Origin of the sequence: Shewanella sp. ECSMB14102, from assembly GCF_000813075.1 — a bacterium.
Taxonomy (GTDB): domain Bacteria; phylum Pseudomonadota; class Gammaproteobacteria; order Enterobacterales; family Shewanellaceae; genus Shewanella; species Shewanella indica.
Genome location: NZ_JWGX01000030.1, coordinates 72070 through 89932 on the forward strand (window position 1 = coordinate 72070; position 17863 = coordinate 89932).

The 17863-nt window shown below is 52.9% G+C and carries 14 protein-coding genes and 2 pseudogenes; 13 read left to right on the top strand and 3 right to left on the bottom strand.

Features of this window, described 5'->3' with window-relative positions; all coding sequences use genetic code 11:
- Window positions 1-3: 3 nt before the first annotated feature.
- From ispC to tilS, 12 genes are read left to right on the top strand one after another with little or no spacing between them, the layout of a single operon-like run.
- Window positions 4-1194 carry a 1-deoxy-D-xylulose-5-phosphate reductoisomerase gene (gene ispC, locus RC73_RS11570; RefSeq protein ID WP_039034778.1) on the top strand — a complete coding sequence of 397 codons (1191 nt, stop codon included), beginning with the start codon at window positions 4-6 and terminating at the stop codon, window positions 1192-1194.
- 15 nt (window positions 1195-1209) lie between these two features.
- Window positions 1210-2592, top strand: a complete 1383-nt coding sequence (gene rseP, locus RC73_RS11575; protein ID WP_039034779.1) for a sigma E protease regulator RseP — start codon at window positions 1210-1212, stop codon at window positions 2590-2592.
- A gap of 31 nt (window positions 2593-2623) precedes the next feature.
- Window positions 2624-5107, top strand: coding sequence for an outer membrane protein assembly factor BamA (gene bamA, locus RC73_RS11580; RefSeq protein ID WP_039034780.1), 2484 nt, complete (start codon window positions 2624-2626; stop codon window positions 5105-5107).
- Between the two features lie 58 nt (window positions 5108-5165).
- Window positions 5166-5663, top strand: coding sequence for an OmpH family outer membrane protein (locus RC73_RS11585; RefSeq protein WP_039034800.1), 498 nt, complete (start codon window positions 5166-5168; stop codon window positions 5661-5663).
- Between the two features lie 4 nt (window positions 5664-5667).
- A complete protein-coding gene (gene lpxD / locus RC73_RS11590; protein WP_039034781.1) occupies window positions 5668-6693 on the top strand; it encodes a UDP-3-O-(3-hydroxymyristoyl)glucosamine N-acyltransferase in 1026 nt (341 codons plus the stop codon).
- Window positions 6694-6730: 37 nt separating this feature from the next.
- Entirely contained in the window at window positions 6731-7192 is a 462-nt protein-coding gene (gene fabZ, locus RC73_RS11595; protein ID WP_025010987.1) for a 3-hydroxyacyl-ACP dehydratase FabZ, read from the top strand.
- Window positions 7189-7959 carry an acyl-ACP--UDP-N-acetylglucosamine O-acyltransferase gene (lpxA, locus tag RC73_RS11600; protein WP_039034782.1) on the top strand — a complete coding sequence of 257 codons (771 nt, stop codon included), beginning with the start codon at window positions 7189-7191 and terminating at the stop codon, window positions 7957-7959. Before fabZ ends, lpxA begins: the two co-directional genes overlap by 4 nt.
- A 14-nt stretch (window positions 7960-7973) precedes the next feature.
- The gene (gene lpxB / locus RC73_RS11605; protein ID WP_039034783.1) at window positions 7974-9134 is read left to right on the top strand and encodes a lipid-A-disaccharide synthase; all 1161 of its coding nucleotides are present in this window, start codon (window positions 7974-7976) and stop codon (window positions 9132-9134) included.
- A complete protein-coding gene (rnhB, locus tag RC73_RS11610; protein ID WP_039034784.1) occupies window positions 9131-9751 on the top strand; it encodes a ribonuclease HII in 621 nt (206 codons plus the stop codon). Before lpxB ends, rnhB begins: the two co-directional genes overlap by 4 nt.
- A 19-nt stretch (window positions 9752-9770) precedes the next feature.
- Window positions 9771-9962: a hypothetical protein gene (locus RC73_RS20755; RefSeq protein ID WP_039034785.1), complete on the top strand. Its 192-nt coding sequence runs from the start codon at window positions 9771-9773 to the stop codon at window positions 9960-9962.
- A 30-nt stretch (window positions 9963-9992) separates the two neighbouring features.
- Window positions 9993-13466, top strand: coding sequence for a DNA polymerase III subunit alpha (dnaE, locus tag RC73_RS11620; RefSeq protein WP_039034786.1), 3474 nt, complete (start codon window positions 9993-9995; stop codon window positions 13464-13466).
- Entirely contained in the window at window positions 13466-15064 is a 1599-nt protein-coding gene (gene tilS, locus RC73_RS11625) for a tRNA lysidine(34) synthetase TilS (protein WP_052248154.1), read from the top strand. The genes dnaE and tilS overlap by 1 nt, the downstream gene beginning before the upstream one ends.
- Window positions 15065-15619: 555 nt before the next feature.
- Here the strand turns inward: tilS and RC73_RS20110 are convergent.
- Window positions 15620-15844: pseudogene (locus tag RC73_RS20110) on the bottom strand (alpha-amylase family glycosyl hydrolase); the annotation flags it as partial.
- A gap of 14 nt (window positions 15845-15858) precedes the next feature.
- On the opposite strand from RC73_RS20110, the pseudogene RC73_RS11630 reads away from it, so the two are divergent.
- Window positions 15859-16092 (top strand): annotated as a pseudogene (locus RC73_RS11630) (IS110 family transposase); the annotation flags it as partial.
- Between the two features lie 13 nt (window positions 16093-16105).
- On the opposite strand, the gene RC73_RS11635 reads toward RC73_RS11630, so the two are convergent.
- Complete coding sequence (locus RC73_RS11635; protein WP_039034787.1) at window positions 16106-17047, bottom strand: hypothetical protein; 942 nt, start codon at window positions 17045-17047, stop codon at window positions 16106-16108.
- 140 nt (window positions 17048-17187) lie between these two features.
- On the bottom strand, window positions 17188-17784 hold the full coding sequence (locus RC73_RS11640; RefSeq protein WP_039034788.1) for a hypothetical protein: 597 nt from the start codon (window positions 17782-17784) through the stop codon (window positions 17188-17190).
- Between the last annotated feature and the right edge of the window lie 79 nt (window positions 17785-17863).

The window sequence follows — 17863 nt, forward strand, 5'->3', positions numbered from 1 at the left end:
GCTATGCAAAACATGGTGATTTTAGGAGCGACTGGTTCTATTGGTGCCAGTACCCTCAGTGTGATCCAACATAACCCGGCGGCATATCAGGTTTATGCGTTGGTGGCCAATACCAATGTCGACAAGATGGCCGAGTTGTGTACGATCCACCGACCTGAAGTTGCCCATATGGTTGACCCCAATGCTGCCAAGCTATTGGCCGAGCGTTTGGGGGCCACATCTGCTACCCGCGTGAGCAGCGGCGAGTCAGAACTACTTGAACTGGTGGCTCACAGCCGGGTCGATACCGTGATGGCGGCCATAGTCGGCGCCGCCGGCATGTTGCCAACGCTGGCGGCAGTCAAGGCCGGTAAGCGGGTGCTGCTGGCCAATAAAGAGGCGCTGGTGATGTCCGGGCGCTTGTTTATGGAAGCCACCCGCCAGTCGGGCGCGACTCTGCTGCCGGTAGACAGCGAGCACAACGCTATTTTCCAATGCCTGCCGGAAGCTGTGCAGCAACAGCTGGGTTATTGCAACCTTCAAGGCGCAGGCATTTCATCGATTCTGCTCACCGGCTCTGGTGGGCCATTTTTGAGCGCCGATCTTGCCAGTTTGGCGAGTGTGACACCGGCCCAGGCTATCAAGCATCCCAACTGGTCTATGGGGCCTAAAATTTCTGTCGATTCGGCGACTATGATGAATAAAGGGCTTGAGTATGTAGAGGCGCGCTGGCTCTTCAACGCCAGTGCCGAGCAGCTTAAGGTGGTTATCCACCCCCAGAGTGTGATTCACTCCATGGTGCAGTATCAGGATGGTAGCGTGCTGGCGCAGCTCGGTAATCCGGATATGCGTACTCCGATTGCTCATTGTATGGCCTATCCGGAGAGAATTGTTTCAGGGGTTGAACCTTTGGACTTTTTCAAAGTCGGACAATTGAGCTTCTGTGAGCCGGATTTTGCCCGTTATCCATGCCTTGAGTTGGCAATGACTGCCAGTGCTTCGGGGCAGGAGGCGACCACAGTGATCAACGCGGCCAATGAAATGGCCGTTGCCAGCTTCCTTAAAGGGGAAATTGGCTTTACCGATATCGCCCGGGTCAATGAAGCCTGTTTGGCCCGTGTGCCGCAATCGCCTTTAAATTCCATAGCGGATATTCTGGCATTGGACGGCCAAAGTCGTCAGTATGCCAAGGAAGCTATCGCCGGATGCAAGTGAGGAAAATAAGGTCTGATGTTTGATTTTTTATGGAACCTGGGCGCTTTTATCGTCGCCTTGGGGATACTGATCACCGCCCATGAATATGGCCACTTTTGGGTAGCCAGGCGCTGTGGTGTCAAGGTGGAGCGTTTCTCTATCGGCTTTGGTAAGGCGATTTGGCGTCGCCTCGGCAAAGATGGCACCGAATATGTGATAGCCATGATCCCGCTTGGGGGCTATGTCAAAATGCTCGACGAGCGGGTCGAGGATGTACCCGAGGAGCTTAAAGAGCAGGCCTTTAATCGCAAGAGTGTCTGGGCGCGTATCGCGATAGTCGCTGCCGGGCCGATAGCCAACTTTATCTTTGCCATTTTCGCGCTCTATATTATGTATCTCATCGGCGTGCCTTCACTCAAGCCGGTGATCAGCGATGTCAGACCCGGCTCGCCTGCGGCCGTGATGCAGATAGATGGCCCTCAGCAGATAGTGGCGGTTTCCGGGCAAAAGGTACGCACCTGGGAAGAAGTGAACCTGGCACTGGTCGGTCATATCGGCGATGACAGTATGAGCTTGACCCTGAGGCCGCTCGACCAGATATCTCAGCTTGACGATGGTCTTGAGCCTTCCGGGCGTACTTATCAGTTGGATATCCGCAACTGGCGTTTCGATCCGGAAAAAGAATCCCCCTTCAGTACGCTGGGGCTGGATATTTTCCGCCCGGATGTGATCCCTGAAGTGGAGACGGTTACCGAGGGCGGTGCGGCCGCCAAGGCCGGGGTCAAGGCCGGTGATATTCTGGTGGCCGTCAATGGTGAGGCATACAGCGACTGGCAAACCTTTGTCGGACAAATTAAAGTATCAGCCGGTAAGCCGTTACAACTGACGGTTAAGCGCAGTGGTGAACAACAGACTTTCACTCTGATCCCGGACAGCCGCAAGGGTGCCAATGGCGAAATGGAAGGTGTCATCGGCCTGGCGCCCAAAGCCCCCAAGTGGCCGGACAATATGCTGCTGGATCTGCAGTATGGCCCGCTTGAATCCATTTCGGTGGCGGCAGATAAAACATGGCAACTTGTAGTCGTCAGCTTTAAGATGATCGCCAAGTTGTTTACCGGTGATGTTTCGGTTAAAAATTTGAGCGGCCCCATCTCCATCGCGCAGGGGGCCGGTAACAGCGCCAACATAGGGTTGGTCTATTTTCTCGGGTTCCTCGCCCTGATAAGCGTAAACCTCGGCATTATTAATCTCTTGCCGTTGCCAGTGCTGGACGGGGGACACTTGATGTATTACTTGGTGGAAGTAATAACAGGTAAGCCTGTATCCGAACGGGTACAGGAAATTGGATTCAGATTTGGGGCGGCGTTGCTGCTGATGTTGATGAGCATTGCCCTTTTCAATGATTTTGCCCGACTCTGAGCAAGGACAGACAAATAATTAGAAGTGCGCTATGCGATTGAATAAACTTTTTGCCTCGATGTTATTAGTCGGCGCGTCGTTTTCAGGGAATGGTTGGGCAGAGTCTTTCCAGCCTTTTGAAGTGACCGACATCCAAGTTGAAGGTTTGCAACGAGTGGCACTCGGTGCGGCCTTGCTGAGTTTGCCTGTCAAAGTGGGTGACACAGTCGACCAACTCAAGTTGCAACAGGCGATAAAGAGCCTGTATGCCTCCAGTAACTTTGAAAATGTTCAGGTGTCCCGCGATGGTGGGGTGCTGATAGTGTCGGTACGTGAAAGACCGACCATCAGTGCCGTGACCTTCGACGGTAACAAGGACATCAAAGATGAGCAGCTGCAGGAAAGCCTGGACGGCAGTGGTGTGAAGGTGGGCGAAGCCCTCGACCGCACCATGCTCTCGGGTATCGAGAAGGGCCTGCAGGACTTCTACTACGGCGTGGGTAAATACGGCGCCAAGGTAGAGGCCCAGGTGATCAACCTGCCTCGTAACCGGGTAGAACTTAAGTTTAAGTTTACCGAAGGTCTGGCGGCCGAAATCCGTCAGATTAACATAGTGGGTAACGAGCGCTTCAGCGATGCCGACCTTATCGGCATGCTGGAGCTCAAAGACTATGTAGCCTGGTGGGATCTGTTCGGCGAGCGCCGTTATCAGAAACAAAAACTGCAGGCCGACCTTGAGACCATCAAGACCCACTACCACAATAATGGTTATATCCGTTTCAAGGTGACCTCGACTCAGGTGGCGATGACGCCGGATCGTAAGGGCCTTTACATCACCATTAACGTCGATGAAGGCGAGCAGTACAAGGTCAAGGAAGTCAACCTGACCGGTGAACTCATGGGTCGTGAAGAGTTGCTCAAGGGTATCTTGCCTATCAAGGCCGGTGAGCAATACAACGGCGCAGATGTGACCTTTACCGAAGAGATGTACAGTAAGTATCTGGGCCGCTTCGGTTACGCCTATCCAGAGGTGAAGACTTTCCCTGAGATAGATGATGAAACCAAGGAAGTGACCCTGAATGTTAACGTTAAGCCCGGCAAGCGGGTTTATGTCCGCGCGATTAACTTCACCGGTAACACAGTAACCAAAGATGAAGTAATGCGCCGTGAGCTGAGACAGATGGAAGGAGCCTGGTTGAACTCGGCCTTGGTCGAGCAATCCAAGGCACGACTCAACCGTCTGGGTTACTTTGAAACTGTCGATACTGAAACCGTGCAGGTGCCGGGCACAGACGACTTGGTGGATGTGGCCTTCAAGGTGAAAGAGCAGCCATCAGGCTCCTTTAACGCTGGTATAGGTTATGGTACAGAGTCAGGCATGAGCCTGCAGTTCGGGGTTCAGCAGTCCAACTTCCTCGGTACGGGCAACCAGGCCGGGATTAACCTGAACACCAACAAGTACTCCAAGAACGTCAACCTGTCGTATACCGATCCTTATTTCACCAAAGATGGGGTCAGCCTGGGTGGCAGCATCTACTGGAACGAGTTCGATGCTAATGAGGCTAACCTTGAACGCTATAAGAACAGCTCCTATGGTGTTGCGCTTAACAGTGGTTTCCCCATTAACGAGTACAACAGACTCAACGGCGGCATAGGCTATCGTCATAACACCATTTCTGAGATTTCCAGTTATGAGCAGGCGATCCGCTTCTATAACATCTATCGTGACAACGAGGATCCCAACTCTGACTTGAGCTTCGATAACTTCGAACTTAGCCTGGGTTGGTATCGCAGCACTCTCAACCGCGGAACCTTCCCAACCGACGGTTCATCCCAGCGTTTGAGTGGTAAGATCACGGTTCCAGGTTCGGATCTGCAGTACTTCAAGACTGACTTTGATACCAACTTCTATTGGCCGCTGACCCGTAGCCATAAGTTTGTGCTCTTGACCCGTGCCCGTCTGGGTTATGGCAACGGTTATGGTGGTTTCAATGACAACGACCAGATCCTGCCGTTCTGGGAAAACTACTACTCAGGTGGCTCCAGCTCACTGCGTGGCTTCAAGTCCAACTCTGTGGGGCCCAGAGCCTTCTATCTGTATCGTGGCAGCGAGCCTTGTGGACCCAATCCGGATGGTGAAGGCTGTAGCTTACCGGGCGATCCCAACCAAGTTTACATCAGCTCAGGTCGTTCTATCGGTGGTAACGCCATCGCTACGGCCAGCATGGAGTTGATTGTGCCGACTCCTTTCCTGGATGAGGCCTATAGCAACTCAGTACGTACCAGCTTCTTTATCGATGCGGGTAACGTCTGGGATACGGAGTTTGATTATGACTCCTATCGTTTCTTGCCGGCGGATGAGTTTTCCAAGTTGGCCGATTACAGTGATCCGAGCCGTATCCGTGCCTCCTGGGGCCTTAGCCTGCAATGGCTGTCGCCCATGGGTCCCATGGTGTTCAGCCTGGCCTGGCCCGTTAAGGAATACGACGATGACGAGACCGAGATCTTCTCGTTCAATATTGGCAAAACTTTCTAAATTACATAAACTCGGCAAGCATTGCTGAAGAAAAACAAGGAGTCTGACTTTGAAAAAAATGGTAAACGGCGCACTGATGACGCTGATGTTGATGGGGGCTCCTCTGGCTGCCCAAGCTGAGAAACTGGCGGTTGTCGATATGGGCGCTGTGTTTGAACAACTGCCACAACGTGAGCAGATCAGCAACGCACTCAAGACTGAGTTCGGTGATCGTATGGCCGAAGTTCAGAAATTGCAGGAAGACCTTCGTGGTTTGCTGGAAAAGCAGCAGCGTGATGCCGCGCTGATGAGCGAAGCGCAAAAGACCGAACTGGTTCGTAAAATGGAATCTCTGAAGGCTGACTATCAGCTCAAAGGTAAGGCGCTGGATGAAGATCTGCGTCGTCGTCAGGGCGAAGAGCAAAACAAGCTGCTGGTAAAGGTGCAGAAGGCTATTAACACCATAGCTGAAAAAGAGAAGTACGACATGGTACTGCAACGCGGCGCCGTGGTTTATGTTAAGCCTGCTGCCGACATCAGTTCCAAAGTGGTTGAAGCCTTGAGCAAAGGCCAGTAAATCGATGAAGTCTTTTTCGTTGAAAGAGCTTGGCCAGCTACTAGGGGCTGAAGTTCGCGGGGATGACAGTGTGACTGTCTCCTCGGTGGCGACACTTGAAAAGGCGCGGCCGGATCAGATCACCTTTCTGGCCAACACCAAATACCGTAGCCAGCTGGAGCAGACTCAGGCTGGTGCGGTATTGATCTCGCCTAAAGAGTTGGACGGTTTTGCCGGTAACGCCTTGGTACTCAATGATCCTTATGTCGGTTTCGCCAGAGTCGCGCAATTGCTGGACAGTACGCCGGCCGCCGCAGAGGATATCCATCCCTCGGCGCAAATTCATCCCAGTGCCAAACTGGGTGAGGGCGTTGCGGTTGGCGCTAATGCGGTAATAGGTGCCAACAGTATTTTGGGCGAAAATGTTCAGATAGGTGCCGGTACTGTGGTTGGTCAGGATGTCATCATAGGCTCAGGCAGTCGCCTGTGGGCCAATGTCACCGTCTATCACAATGTGCATATGGGGCAAAACTGTATCGTTCACTCGGGGGCGATTATCGGCTCCGATGGTTTCGGTTATGCCAACGAACGCGGTCAGTGGATCAAAATCCCTCAAACCGGCGGCGTGCGCATAGGTGACAGAGTGGAGATTGGTGCCGGTACTACCATAGATCGCGGCGCAATCGACCATACTGAAATTCATGATGGTGTGATCCTCGACAACCAGGTGCAAGTGGCCCATAACGATATTATTGGAGCCAACACTGCGATTGCCGGCTGCACTGTGTTGGCAGGCAGCGTGACTATAGGTAAACATTGTATCATTGGTGGCAATTGCGCGATTTCCGGTCATCTGAGTATTACCGATGGGGTGCATGTCACTGGCAGCACCAACATTACTAACGATGTTCGTGAACCTGGGGTATACTCCTCCGCCACTGTGGCCATGCCCAACAGGCTGTGGCGTAAAAATACGGTTCGCTTCCGTCAATTGGACGAGCTGTTCCAGCGGGTCAAGACCCTGGAAAAAACCGTTAAACCCCAAGATTAATACCGCTGTGTGTTAAGCGGCATGAGGAAACGAGTTCGTGTCTAATCAATTAAATACAATGGATATCAAAGAGATTTTGGCTTACCTGCCACACAGGTATCCATTTTTGTTGATCGATAGAGTACTGGATTTTACTCCGGGTGAAACTCTGCATGCGATCAAGAACGTCACCATCAATGAGCCTTTCTTTCAGGGACACTTCCCTGTGCAGCCGGTTATGCCTGGCGTGCTCATTCTGGAAGCCATGGCGCAGGCCACCGGCTTGTTGGCGTTCAAGACCATGAGCGACAAGCCGTCTCCGGACGTGTTGTATTATTTTGCCGGTATCGACAATGCTCGTTTCAAACGGGTTGTTGAGCCAGGTGATCAGCTGCACTTTGAAGTGAAGATGATCAAGGAACGCCGCGGGATTGGCGTTTTCTACGGCGAGGCCAAAGTGGATGGTGAGCTGGTGTGTTCAGCAGAAATCATGTGTGCCCGCAGAGAGATTAGCAAGTGATAGATAAATTAGCTTTCGTTCACCCCGACGCCAAGATAGGTAAGAATGTTACTATCGGTCCCTGGAGTTATATAGGACCGGATGTGGAGATCGGCGATGATTGCTGGATTAGTTCCCATGTGGTTATCAAGGGACCCAGCATCATTGGCAAGGGCAACCGGATTTTTCAGTTTGCCTCAGTTGGTGAAGATTGCCAGGACAAGAAATATGCCGGTGAACCTACCCGGCTTATCATGGGTGATAACAATATCATCCGTGAATCTGTCACCATTCACCGTGGCACAGTGCAGGACAACAGCGAGACCCGTATCGGCTCCAACAACCTGTTTATGGCCTATGTACATATCGCTCACGACTGCGTGGTGGGCGACAATGTGATCATGGCCAACAACGCCTCTATTGCCGGTCATTGCCATGTGGGTGACTGGGCTATTCTCGGCGGTATGACAGGAGTGCACCAGTTTGTACACATTGGTGCCCATGCCTTTACTGCAGGTTGTTCTTTGGTGCTGCAGGATGTGCCTCCTTTCGTGATGGCCTCTGGCCAGGCGGCCATTCCCCGAGGTCTGAATATGGAAGGCATGAAGCGCCGCGGTTTTTCCAAAGAGACCCAGCAAGCGCTGCGCCGGGCTTACAAGACCCTGTACCGCAGCAGCCTGACTCTGGAAGAGGCAGTCGCAGCTATGGCTGAAGACGCCGCAAAAGAGCCGCAGGTTCAAGCATTTGTTGATTTTGTGACCTCCTCAAATCGAGGAATTATTCGCTGACACAGTGAGAACGAATGACACAAAATAGAAAGTTAGTCTTTGCAATGGTCGCCGGAGAAATCTCCGGCGATATTTTAGGTGCCGGCCTGATGAGAGCATTGCAACAGCGCTATCCGGACGCCCGTTTTATCGGTATAGGAGGCCCTCGCATGGAGGCGCTCGGATTCGAGTCGCTGTTTGCCATGGAAGAGTTGGCCGTGATGGGAATTGCCGAGGTGCTTTCCCGTCTACCGAGATTGTTGAAGATACGCTCGAGTCTGGTCAAACAGATAACCGCGCTGCAGCCGGATTGCTTTATCGGCATAGATGCCCCGGACTTCAATATCGGCCTGGAGCTCAAGCTCAAGGCGCGTGGGATCAAGACGGTGCATTATGTCAGCCCGTCGGTTTGGGCCTGGCGTCCTAAGCGGATCTTCAAAATCGCCCGCGCCACCAATATGGTGCTGTCACTGCTGCCGTTTGAAAAAGCCTTCTACGACAAGCATCAGGTGCCTTGTACCTTTGTCGGCCACACTTTGGCCGATGAGATCCCTATGGAGAATGACAAGCGTCTTGCCAGAGAAGCACTCGGCTTGAAAGTCGAGGCTGAATATTTGGCCATCCTGCCGGGTTCTCGTGGTGGCGAGTTGAAGATGTTGGCCCAGCCCTTTGTGGAGGCGGCCAGGCTGCTGAAACAGCGCTATCCGGATCTCAAGTTTATTACCCCCTTGGTGAATGAAAAACGCCGCCAGCAGTTTCTTGCCGCGCTGGAAACCTATGCGCCGGATCTGGAAATTCATATGACGGAAGGGCGCTCGCGGGAAGTGATGGCCGCCAGCGATGCCATCTTGCTGGCATCGGGCACCGCCACGCTGGAAGCCATGTTGGTCAAGCGCCCTATGGTGGTCGGCTATCGGGTCAGCCCTATCACTTACCGTATTGCCAAGCGGATGATGCAGATAAACCACTTCTCTTTGCCCAATTTGTTGGCCGGAAGAGAGTTGGTGGCAGAGCTTATCCAAGATGATTGCACTGCCGAGCGGATAGCCGAAGAGGTGGGTAAATTGCTGGATAAAGATAACCGGCCGCTGCTGGCCGAGTTTACTAAGTTGCACAGCCTGCTGGCCTGCAACGCCAGTGAGAAGGCGGCCCAGGCGGTTGTGGCATTGCTGGATAAAAAAGCCGAGGAAAGATGACAGTCTATAAGCAACTCTCGGAGGCCGAAGCGCAGCTGTTGTGCCAGGGGCTGGTCGCCGGGGTAGATGAAGTGGGGCGTGGCCCCTTGGTCGGCGATGTGGTCACGGCAGCGGTAATCCTGGATCCCGCCAATCCCGTCACCGGCCTCAATGATTCCAAGAAGCTCAGCGAAAGGAAACGCGATGCCCTCTATGAAGAGATTCTGGCCAAGGCGCTGGCGGTCTCAGTCGGTCGAGCCAGCCCGGCGGAAATCGATGAGCTCAACATATTGCATGCCACCATGTTGGCGATGCAGCGCGCCGTTGCGGGCTTGAAGGTGCGTCCCGAAAAAGTCTTGGTAGACGGCAATCGGACCCCGGATTTTGGCCTGTCTTCGGCCGCAGTGGTTAAGGGCGATGGCTTGATCCCGGCCATCAGCGCCGCCTCTATCATAGCCAAGGTCACCCGCGACCGGGAGATGGCCGAGCTTGACCTCCGCCACCCTGAGTATGGTTTTGCCGCCCATAAGGGCTATCCCACCAAGGCGCATTTCGAAGCCTTGAGTCAACACGGTGTCTTGCCTGAACACAGACGCAGCTTCAGGCCGGTACGCGAATGGCTGGAGCAGCATTCATAAGCCGTTCTGAAACCTAAAGATGCAACCCAAAGGGCAGCCGCTGCTGCCCTGTCATTTTTTGCTGTTACATCTTTTTGTTGGTATGTCGGTGAAAAGCGAATCTGAGCCGAGCGTCATTTCTCGGTTAATTGGCGCTTCTATCAACAGCAAGGTTAAATGGCCGGTTTTAACTTTGGTGAACCTCTCCCGGCGTGTTATCTTTGCCTATTGATTTTCAGCTTGTCAGAGTAATCGGATTTTCATGTCACAGCCCCGTTTCGTCCATCTACGTGTTCACTCAGACTTTTCCATGACCGATGGTCTGGCCAAGGTCAAGCCCATTCTGGCCAAGGTGGCCGATGAGGGCATGGCGGCAGTGGCGCTGACGGATCAGAACAACCTCTGTGGTCTGGTGAAATTCTACGGTGGCTGCCATGGCGCCGGGATAAAACCCATCATAGGGGCCGACTTCTGGATGTTGGTGCCCGGCTTTGAAGATGAGTTTTGCGCGCTTACCGTGCTGGCTATGGATAACGATGGCTACCAGAACCTGACTCAACTGATCTCCAAGGCCTATCTGCGCGGTCAGGTGCGTGACAGAGTCGCTATCGATCAGCAGTGGCTGCTGGAGCACGGCGCCGGTATTTTGCTGCTCTCCGGCGCAAGGGAAGGGGACTTGGGCAAGGCGCTGCTCAAGGGCAACCAGAACCAGGCCCAGGAACTGACCGATTTCTATAAGCAGTACTTCAACGACCGTTACTTTATTGAACTGATCCGCACCGGGCGCCCGGATGAGGAGCGCTACCTGCACATGGCGGTGGAACATGCTGCCAACACAGGCCTGCCTGTGGTTGCCACCAACCAGGTGGTGTTCATGACCCCGGAAGAGTTCGAGGCCCATGAAATCCGGGTGGCTATCCACGATGGCTACACTCTGGCTGACCCCCGTAGACCCAAGAAATACAGCGAGCAGCAGTATCTCAAGACTGAAGCTGAGATGTGCGAGCTGTTTGCTGACATTCCGGAAGCGCTGCAAAACACGGTGGAGATAGCCAAGCGCTGTAACGTTACCGTGCGGCTTGGTGAGTACTTCCTGCCCAACTTCCCCACGGGTGAGCTGTCCACCGCTGACTATCTGGTGATGCGCTCCAAAGAGGGGCTGGAAGAGCGTCTCGAGTTCCTGTTCCCGGACCCACAGGAGCGGGCGGAAAAGCGCGGTGAGTATGACGAGCGTCTGGATATTGAGCTCAAGGTTATCAACCAGATGGGCTTCCCCGGCTACTTCCTTATCGTGATGGAGTTTATCCAGTGGGGTAAGGACAACGGCATTCCCGTGGGCCCGGGGCGGGGTTCGGGTGCCGGCTCCCTGGTGGCCTATGCGCTTAAGATCACTGACCTGGACCCGCTGGAATTTGACCTGCTGTTCGAACGTTTTCTTAACCCCGAGCGGGTGTCGATGCCCGACTTCGACGTCGACTTCTGTATGGACAGGCGCGACGAGGTTATCGATCACGTGGCCGAACTCTATGGCCGGGACGCGGTATCGCAGATCATCACCTTCGGTACCATGGCCGCCAAGGCGGTAGTGCGTGACGTGGGCAGGGTGCTGGGGCACCCTTATGGTTTTGTCGACAGAATTTCCAAGATGATCCCGGCCGAGCCCGGGATGACGTTGGCCAAGGCGTTTGAGGTCGAGCCGGCGCTGCCTGAAGCCTATGAGGCCGATGAGGATGTCAAAGACCTTATCGACATGTGCCGCAAGCTTGAGGGGGTGACCCGTAACGCGGGTAAGCACGCCGGGGGCGTGGTGATTGCGCCGACCAAGATCACCGACTTCTCGCCGCTTTATTGCGACGCCGAAGGCAAAAACCCGGTGACCCAGTTCGACAAGAACGACGTGGAAACCGCCGGTCTGGTGAAATTTGACTTCCTGGGTCTCAGAACCCTGACCATTATCGACTGGGCGCTGGGGATGATTAACCCAAGGCTCGCCAAGCTCGGCAAGCCGCCGGTCGATATTGCCGCCATTCCGCTTGACGATGCCAAGTCCTTCGGGGTACTTAAACGCTACGAAACCACAGCGGTATTCCAGCTGGAATCCCGCGGCATGAAAGATCTTATCAAACGTCTGCAGCCCGACTGCTTTGAAGATATGATCGCTCTGGTAGCCCTGTTCCGCCCAGGCCCGCTGCAGTCGGGGATGGTAGATAACTTTATCGAGCGTAAGCACGGCCACGAGGCCATCTCCTACCCGGATGAGAAGTGGCAACACGAGAGCCTTAAACCGATTTTGGATCCTACCTACGGCATCATCCTCTATCAGGAACAGGTGATGCAGATTGCCCAGACGCTGGCGGGTTATACCCTGGGCGGCGCGGACATGCTGCGCCGGGCCATGGGTAAGAAAAAACCGGAAGAGATGGCCAAGCAGCGTGCTGGTTTTGAAGCCGGGGCGATAAAAAACGGCGTTGATGGCGAACTGGCGATGAAGATCTTCGATCTGGTGGAGAAATTCGCCGGTTACGGCTTCAACAAATCGCACTCGGCCGCCTACGCACTGGTGTCTTATCAGACACTCTGGCTCAAGACCCACTATCCGTCTGAATTTATGGCGGCGGTAATGTCCGCCGATATGGACAACACAGACAAGATAGTGACCCTGGTGGATGAGTGTGAGCGCATGGGGCTCAAGCTTATTCCGCCGGATGTCAACAAGGGCCTGTTCAAGTTTACCGTCGATGAAGAGCTCAATATCGTCTACGGTATAGGCGCCATCAAGGGCGTGGGCGAAGGGCCGGTCGAATCGATTCTGGAAGCTCGCAAGGGTGGGCCGTTCAAAGACTTGTTCGATTTCTGCGCCCGGGTGGATTTGAAAAAACTCAACCGCCGGGTGATTGAGAAGCTGATCAATGCCGGCGCCATGGACAATCTGGGGCCGCACCGGGCTTCCATGATGGCTACCTTGCCGGAGGCGATACGCGCCGCCGATCAGCACGCCAAGGCCGAAGCCATAGGCCAGTGCGACATGTTCGGTCTGCTCAACGACGACCCAGAGGACAGCAAACAACAGTTTGTCGACTGCCCACGTTGGCCGGACAAGGTCTGGTTGGAAGGGGAGCGTGAGACCCTGGGGCTTTACCTCACAGGTCATCCCATCAACCAATATCTCAAAGAGCTCAGGCACTACACCTCCGGGCGGCTCAAGGATATTCACCCCACAGACAGGGGCAAGACGGTCAAGGCCGCCGGATTGGTGGTCGCCACCCGGGTGATGCTGACCAAGCGAGGCTCAAAGATGGGGCTGCTGACGCTGGACGACAAGAGTGCCCGTCTGGAAGTGATGCTGTTTACCGAGGCCTTCGAGAAATTCAATCACCTGCTGGAGAAAGACAGGATCCTCATCTGTGAAGGTGAAGTGAGCTTCGATGACTTCTCCGGCGGCAACCGGATGACGGCGCGCAACATCATAGATATGGGCGAAGCCCGCAGCCACTTTGCGGCGGCGGTGGAGCTGGATCTCGATGCGGCAATATTGAGCCCGGAATGGCTGACACAGTTTTATGAGACTCTCTCACCCTGGCGCGGCGGCTCTGTGCCTGTGGCGATTAACTATCGTCAGGCCCAGGCCAAGGGACAGTTCCGTTTGAGTGACGACTGGCGGGTAAACCCCAGTGATGAACTCATGATGGCACTGGAAGCCATGCTCGGCACAGATAAGGTCAGGATCCTCTTCTAATGCCCCATACTCTGGTTGATACCCTGGTACTCAAGTTAACGGCGCTGCTGGATAAAATCGGCGCCACGGCTGACAACCACCTCTGGCTGGGTTATAGCGGCGGTATGGACTCAGAGCTGCTGGCCTACACCTTGGCGCGCTTTGGCGAGACTCATCCCAAGACGCCTTATCAAATCTCCCTAGTGCACGTACACCATGGCCTCAGCCGCAATGCCGATACCTGGGCGGCTCATTGTCGCCAAAGAGCCGAGCATTATGGCCTGAATTTTGTTCTTCGGAAGGTGCAACTTGAGCTCGGTTCGCGTGTCAGTATCGAGGCCGAGGCGCGGCGCGCTCGCTATCAGGCGATTGCCGAGTTGCTCAATCCCGGCGATATTCTGCTGACGGCCCATCATCAGGACGATCAGTTGGAGACGCTGCTGCTGGCGCTCAAGCGTGGTCAGGGCCCCAAGGGACTGGCGGCCATGGGGCAAGCTCAGCACTTGGCTCTGATATCTAAGGCAGAAAGTTCCTTGGCTCAGACATCCAGGGCAGAAAGTGCACCATGCTGGCAATTACGGCCCATGCTGGACAGCAGCCGGGCTCAGATAGAGCAGGCGGTGGCAAGCCTCGAGCTGCCCTATATCAATGATGAGAGTAATCAGGACACCCAGTATGACCGCAACTTCCTGCGCGCTGAGGTGATCCCTGTACTCAAGCAGCGCTGGCCTTCGATTACCACTACGGCCTCACGCAGCGCCGCGCTGTGCGCCGAGCAGCAGTTGCTGCTCGATGAAGTCAGCGCCGAAAAGTTGCAGCCCTTGCTCGGCCGTTGCCGCTTCAGCGGCGTTCGGGTGCTGGATAGCGCCGGGCTCAAAGTGTTGTCACCCCAGTGGCAGGCGCAGTTGCTGCGGCAGTTTATTCAGATGCAGCGCTTGCCCTTACCGGCGCAGGTGCAGTTGCAGCAAGCCTTGGCGCAGCTACTTGATGCCAGGGAGGATGCTCAGCTTGAGCTTAGCTTTAAAGGATTGCTCCTCAGGCGTTATGGGCAACAGATCTATGCCATGGCGCCTCTGCCAGGGGCAGCATTCCAATTACTTGATAGCGCAGGTGCGAACGAAGATGTGGCTGCAAGACTCTCGAAACTGACCCTGAGCCAAAAGCAGCTGCAAGCATTGAGCCAAGGGCAGAGTCTGAGTGTTGGGCTTACCGCCCCCTGGCAGCGCCTGGAGCTGACATTGGCAGACTCAGGGCCCAGGGTGGCGCTGGCTCAAGTCATGGCTCCCCTAATGGCTTCACTATCGGCTCCGCTAATGGCGTCAATACCGGCGTCACAAAGGACAAAAGTTCAGCCATCAGATGTTGCTGCTGCGCCTGAATTGGTCATGGGACTCAAGGGTAGTTACCGCTGTCAGCCCCACAATAGAGACAAGGGGCGGGAGCTCAAGAAACTCTGGCATGAACTCGGAGTGCCGCCCTGGCTCAGAGACAGAGTGCCGCTGCTGATGCAAAATGGCCGACTGCTGGCGCTGGCCGGTGGTTTTGTCGAGCGTAGCGCACTGGCATCTGGCTCTGAACCCGGAATCGTGTTGAAACTGGTTGCTGAAGCAACCCCTTAGCGCCAATAGTTGTGGGCACAGTGGCTAACATGGCTTTTGGCTAAAAGTTCCTAAGTGAGTATTGGCCGAGCTTCCGGCCACGATGTAGTCCATTACCTGCGGTGCACCTTTCGCACAGGCGATCCTGTGATTCGCTGTGAACCCATCCCTGGGCGCTCGACGAAAACGTCCCTGTTTTCGACGGTCACAGTTTCGCCTGTGCCTGGGAATTAGGTGTATGTCTGCAGACACTTCAGATGTTTCAAGTTACTCCATTCTCACAGAATTGCACTAATTCCCCCCTCGGTGTCGCCGAGAGCCGCTGGTACCGCGGCTATCATGGCTTTGAACCAAATCTCACTAATAAACCTGGTTTTAGCTGCCAGCTAAGTTGCAGCCCATCACCTGCGGTTCGCCTTTCGCACAGGCGATCCTGTGACTCGCTGCGAGTACGTCCCTGTAAGCTCTGCCTCGCCATCCCTGGCTCGGAAGGTCACAGTTCCGCCTGTGCCTGGAAATAGGTGTATGTCTTTGGGTATATAAGCAATTTCAAGCAACGCTATTATTACAGAATTGCACCAAATGGTAGTGATTACCTATAACCGCATAAGCGCAAACGTCGATGCAGAATATTGACGACAACTGCCTGATTTTATCCACTATCCAGCCACGTCTATGCTCGTAACTGCGCCCAGACAGTGCATCTTCACCACACAAAAATGCCCTTCTGACGCAGCGGTTAATCACGTGGTAAAAGGGCGTACTTTCAGCTTCTATCAACTGGCGGCGGGCAGTGGTCATAACCAACCCTAGTCATCCAAGGAGGCCGCGCACAGGTGAGAACCGTTTTGTACATGGCCATGATGTCAGCCATGCAATGTAACCCTGTTTTCAAGGACACTTACGCTCGATTACTCGAAGCTGGAAAACCAAAGAAAGTGGCGATTATTGCTTGCGTTCGTAAGATGGTGGTCATCCTAAACTCTATACTTCGAGATGGCATCATGTGGGACCAAAACATCGCCCAAAATAAAGGATTGACGCCATAGTCGTTTGTTATATTCATTTTGCCCAAGGGTCTTCAAGACAGATATCGATCATGTCTAAATTTGTAATATCGATGTTTGCATACCTGTCATTTCGTTCGTTAACTCTTGGCGTACCATAGATAAAAACATAAGCAGTCGGGTTCGGAGATTTATAAAGTTTTTCAATCCGTTTGGCTACCAACTTTTTCATCTTGTAATGTTCAATTAGCCGGTCACCAATCATAACCGTGGTGGTGAACTCTTTGTCGCTGCTATTACCCTTTAGTTTTTTCTTGAACTTTATCTGGTAACCGTGACCTGATGGTAACCTATTGATAAATGCCCAACCGTGATAAATAGAAGGCATTTGCGGCAAGTCAGAAACTATCTGATTTTCTATTTTATTAAAAAGGCTTGTGTAAGGTTTGTCTTTACCCGCAATATTTAGTCTGCGCAGTTCTAAAGTTCCATCTTTCTTGTACCTAGCATACCTACTAACAACTGTTCTTACCGAATAGATACTACTAGTGACACCAATTTCTTTCAGTTGCCTTTCAGCTTTAGACTTCAGTATGTTAACCATTCGTACTTTGGCGTTTTTAGCGCGGCTATTAGTTTTATAATGGTCGTAATACGATTCAGGTCTTTTCTCTAAGAATGTGTCTACGATTGAAGTATCAAGCGTTTTATGAGTCGCTCTTTGCGTTGTTGGCTCTGCGTACTGAAGCTTCAGAGGTACATTTCTAGAAACTTCACACCCTTTGGTGTGAGAACCAAATACTCGGAAATGAGGCACTACTTTTAGTGAGCTAGTATCTTTATCAAGGTTTGCACAAGTAACATTAGCTGAACAGTTTGTACCCGGACACAAAAATGCTCTCTTGTCTTCGAGCATTCCTGACCAGTAAAGCTCATATGCCTTATCTGGGTCGATAAAATCATCTATTTCAATAGAATATGCCACATCTAAAGACATATTATGTTACCTCCGAATGAATATAACGCCCTGTTAAGGGGTGAGCAACGCAATACCAAAGCCGCCGCATACCACCTTAAACACTAAAACCAATGCATAGTGAAAATGCCACGCGTTGCGAATCCCTCTTAAACAGTTTGTTATAGCGTACCAAAATGCATAGCTAATGAATTTGAAGCATTGAAACAGCCGAAGCCAAACATAGCGTATGACGCCAAAACTGTTAGAACCGTAAATACATTAACTGCCCCACCTACTTTGTCCCAATCTTTTGCATAAGCAAATTGGGAGAGGTAAGTAGTACCGGCAGCAAAAGAAGCGATTAACAAACCGAAGCAGAACCATAGAATTGAATGAGTCAAAGCATTGGTAACTTGGATAATTGAACCCTCGCTCCAAATCTTACCTGTGAATGCAAGTAGTGCCGCAGCCGCACCACCATTTATGACCATACTAGATTTAAGAGCAGCTTGCCCCGTAGCAATTACAGATTTAAACATCTCGACACTATGAGCGTTCATATTTTGAGAATGGGCAATATTGCGAGCGTTCTCCGCTTCAAATTCTTTTAACAATCGGTCATGTTCAAGCTTATTGTAGTCACCAACTATATGAGCACGTTTCTCTAGTTGATCCATGAAGTTATCCATCGCATCAATAGACACCGATACTTCACCAGCTTTCCTTGTGTTAGCCAAAGCTTTCTTTACTTCTTGAATAACTTCTACCGCTTTCACTATTCTACCTCGTATCCAATAGAGCTATAACGCACCAATAACCGGCAGCTAGAATGAAGCGAAGCGTAGTGTAAGCTGT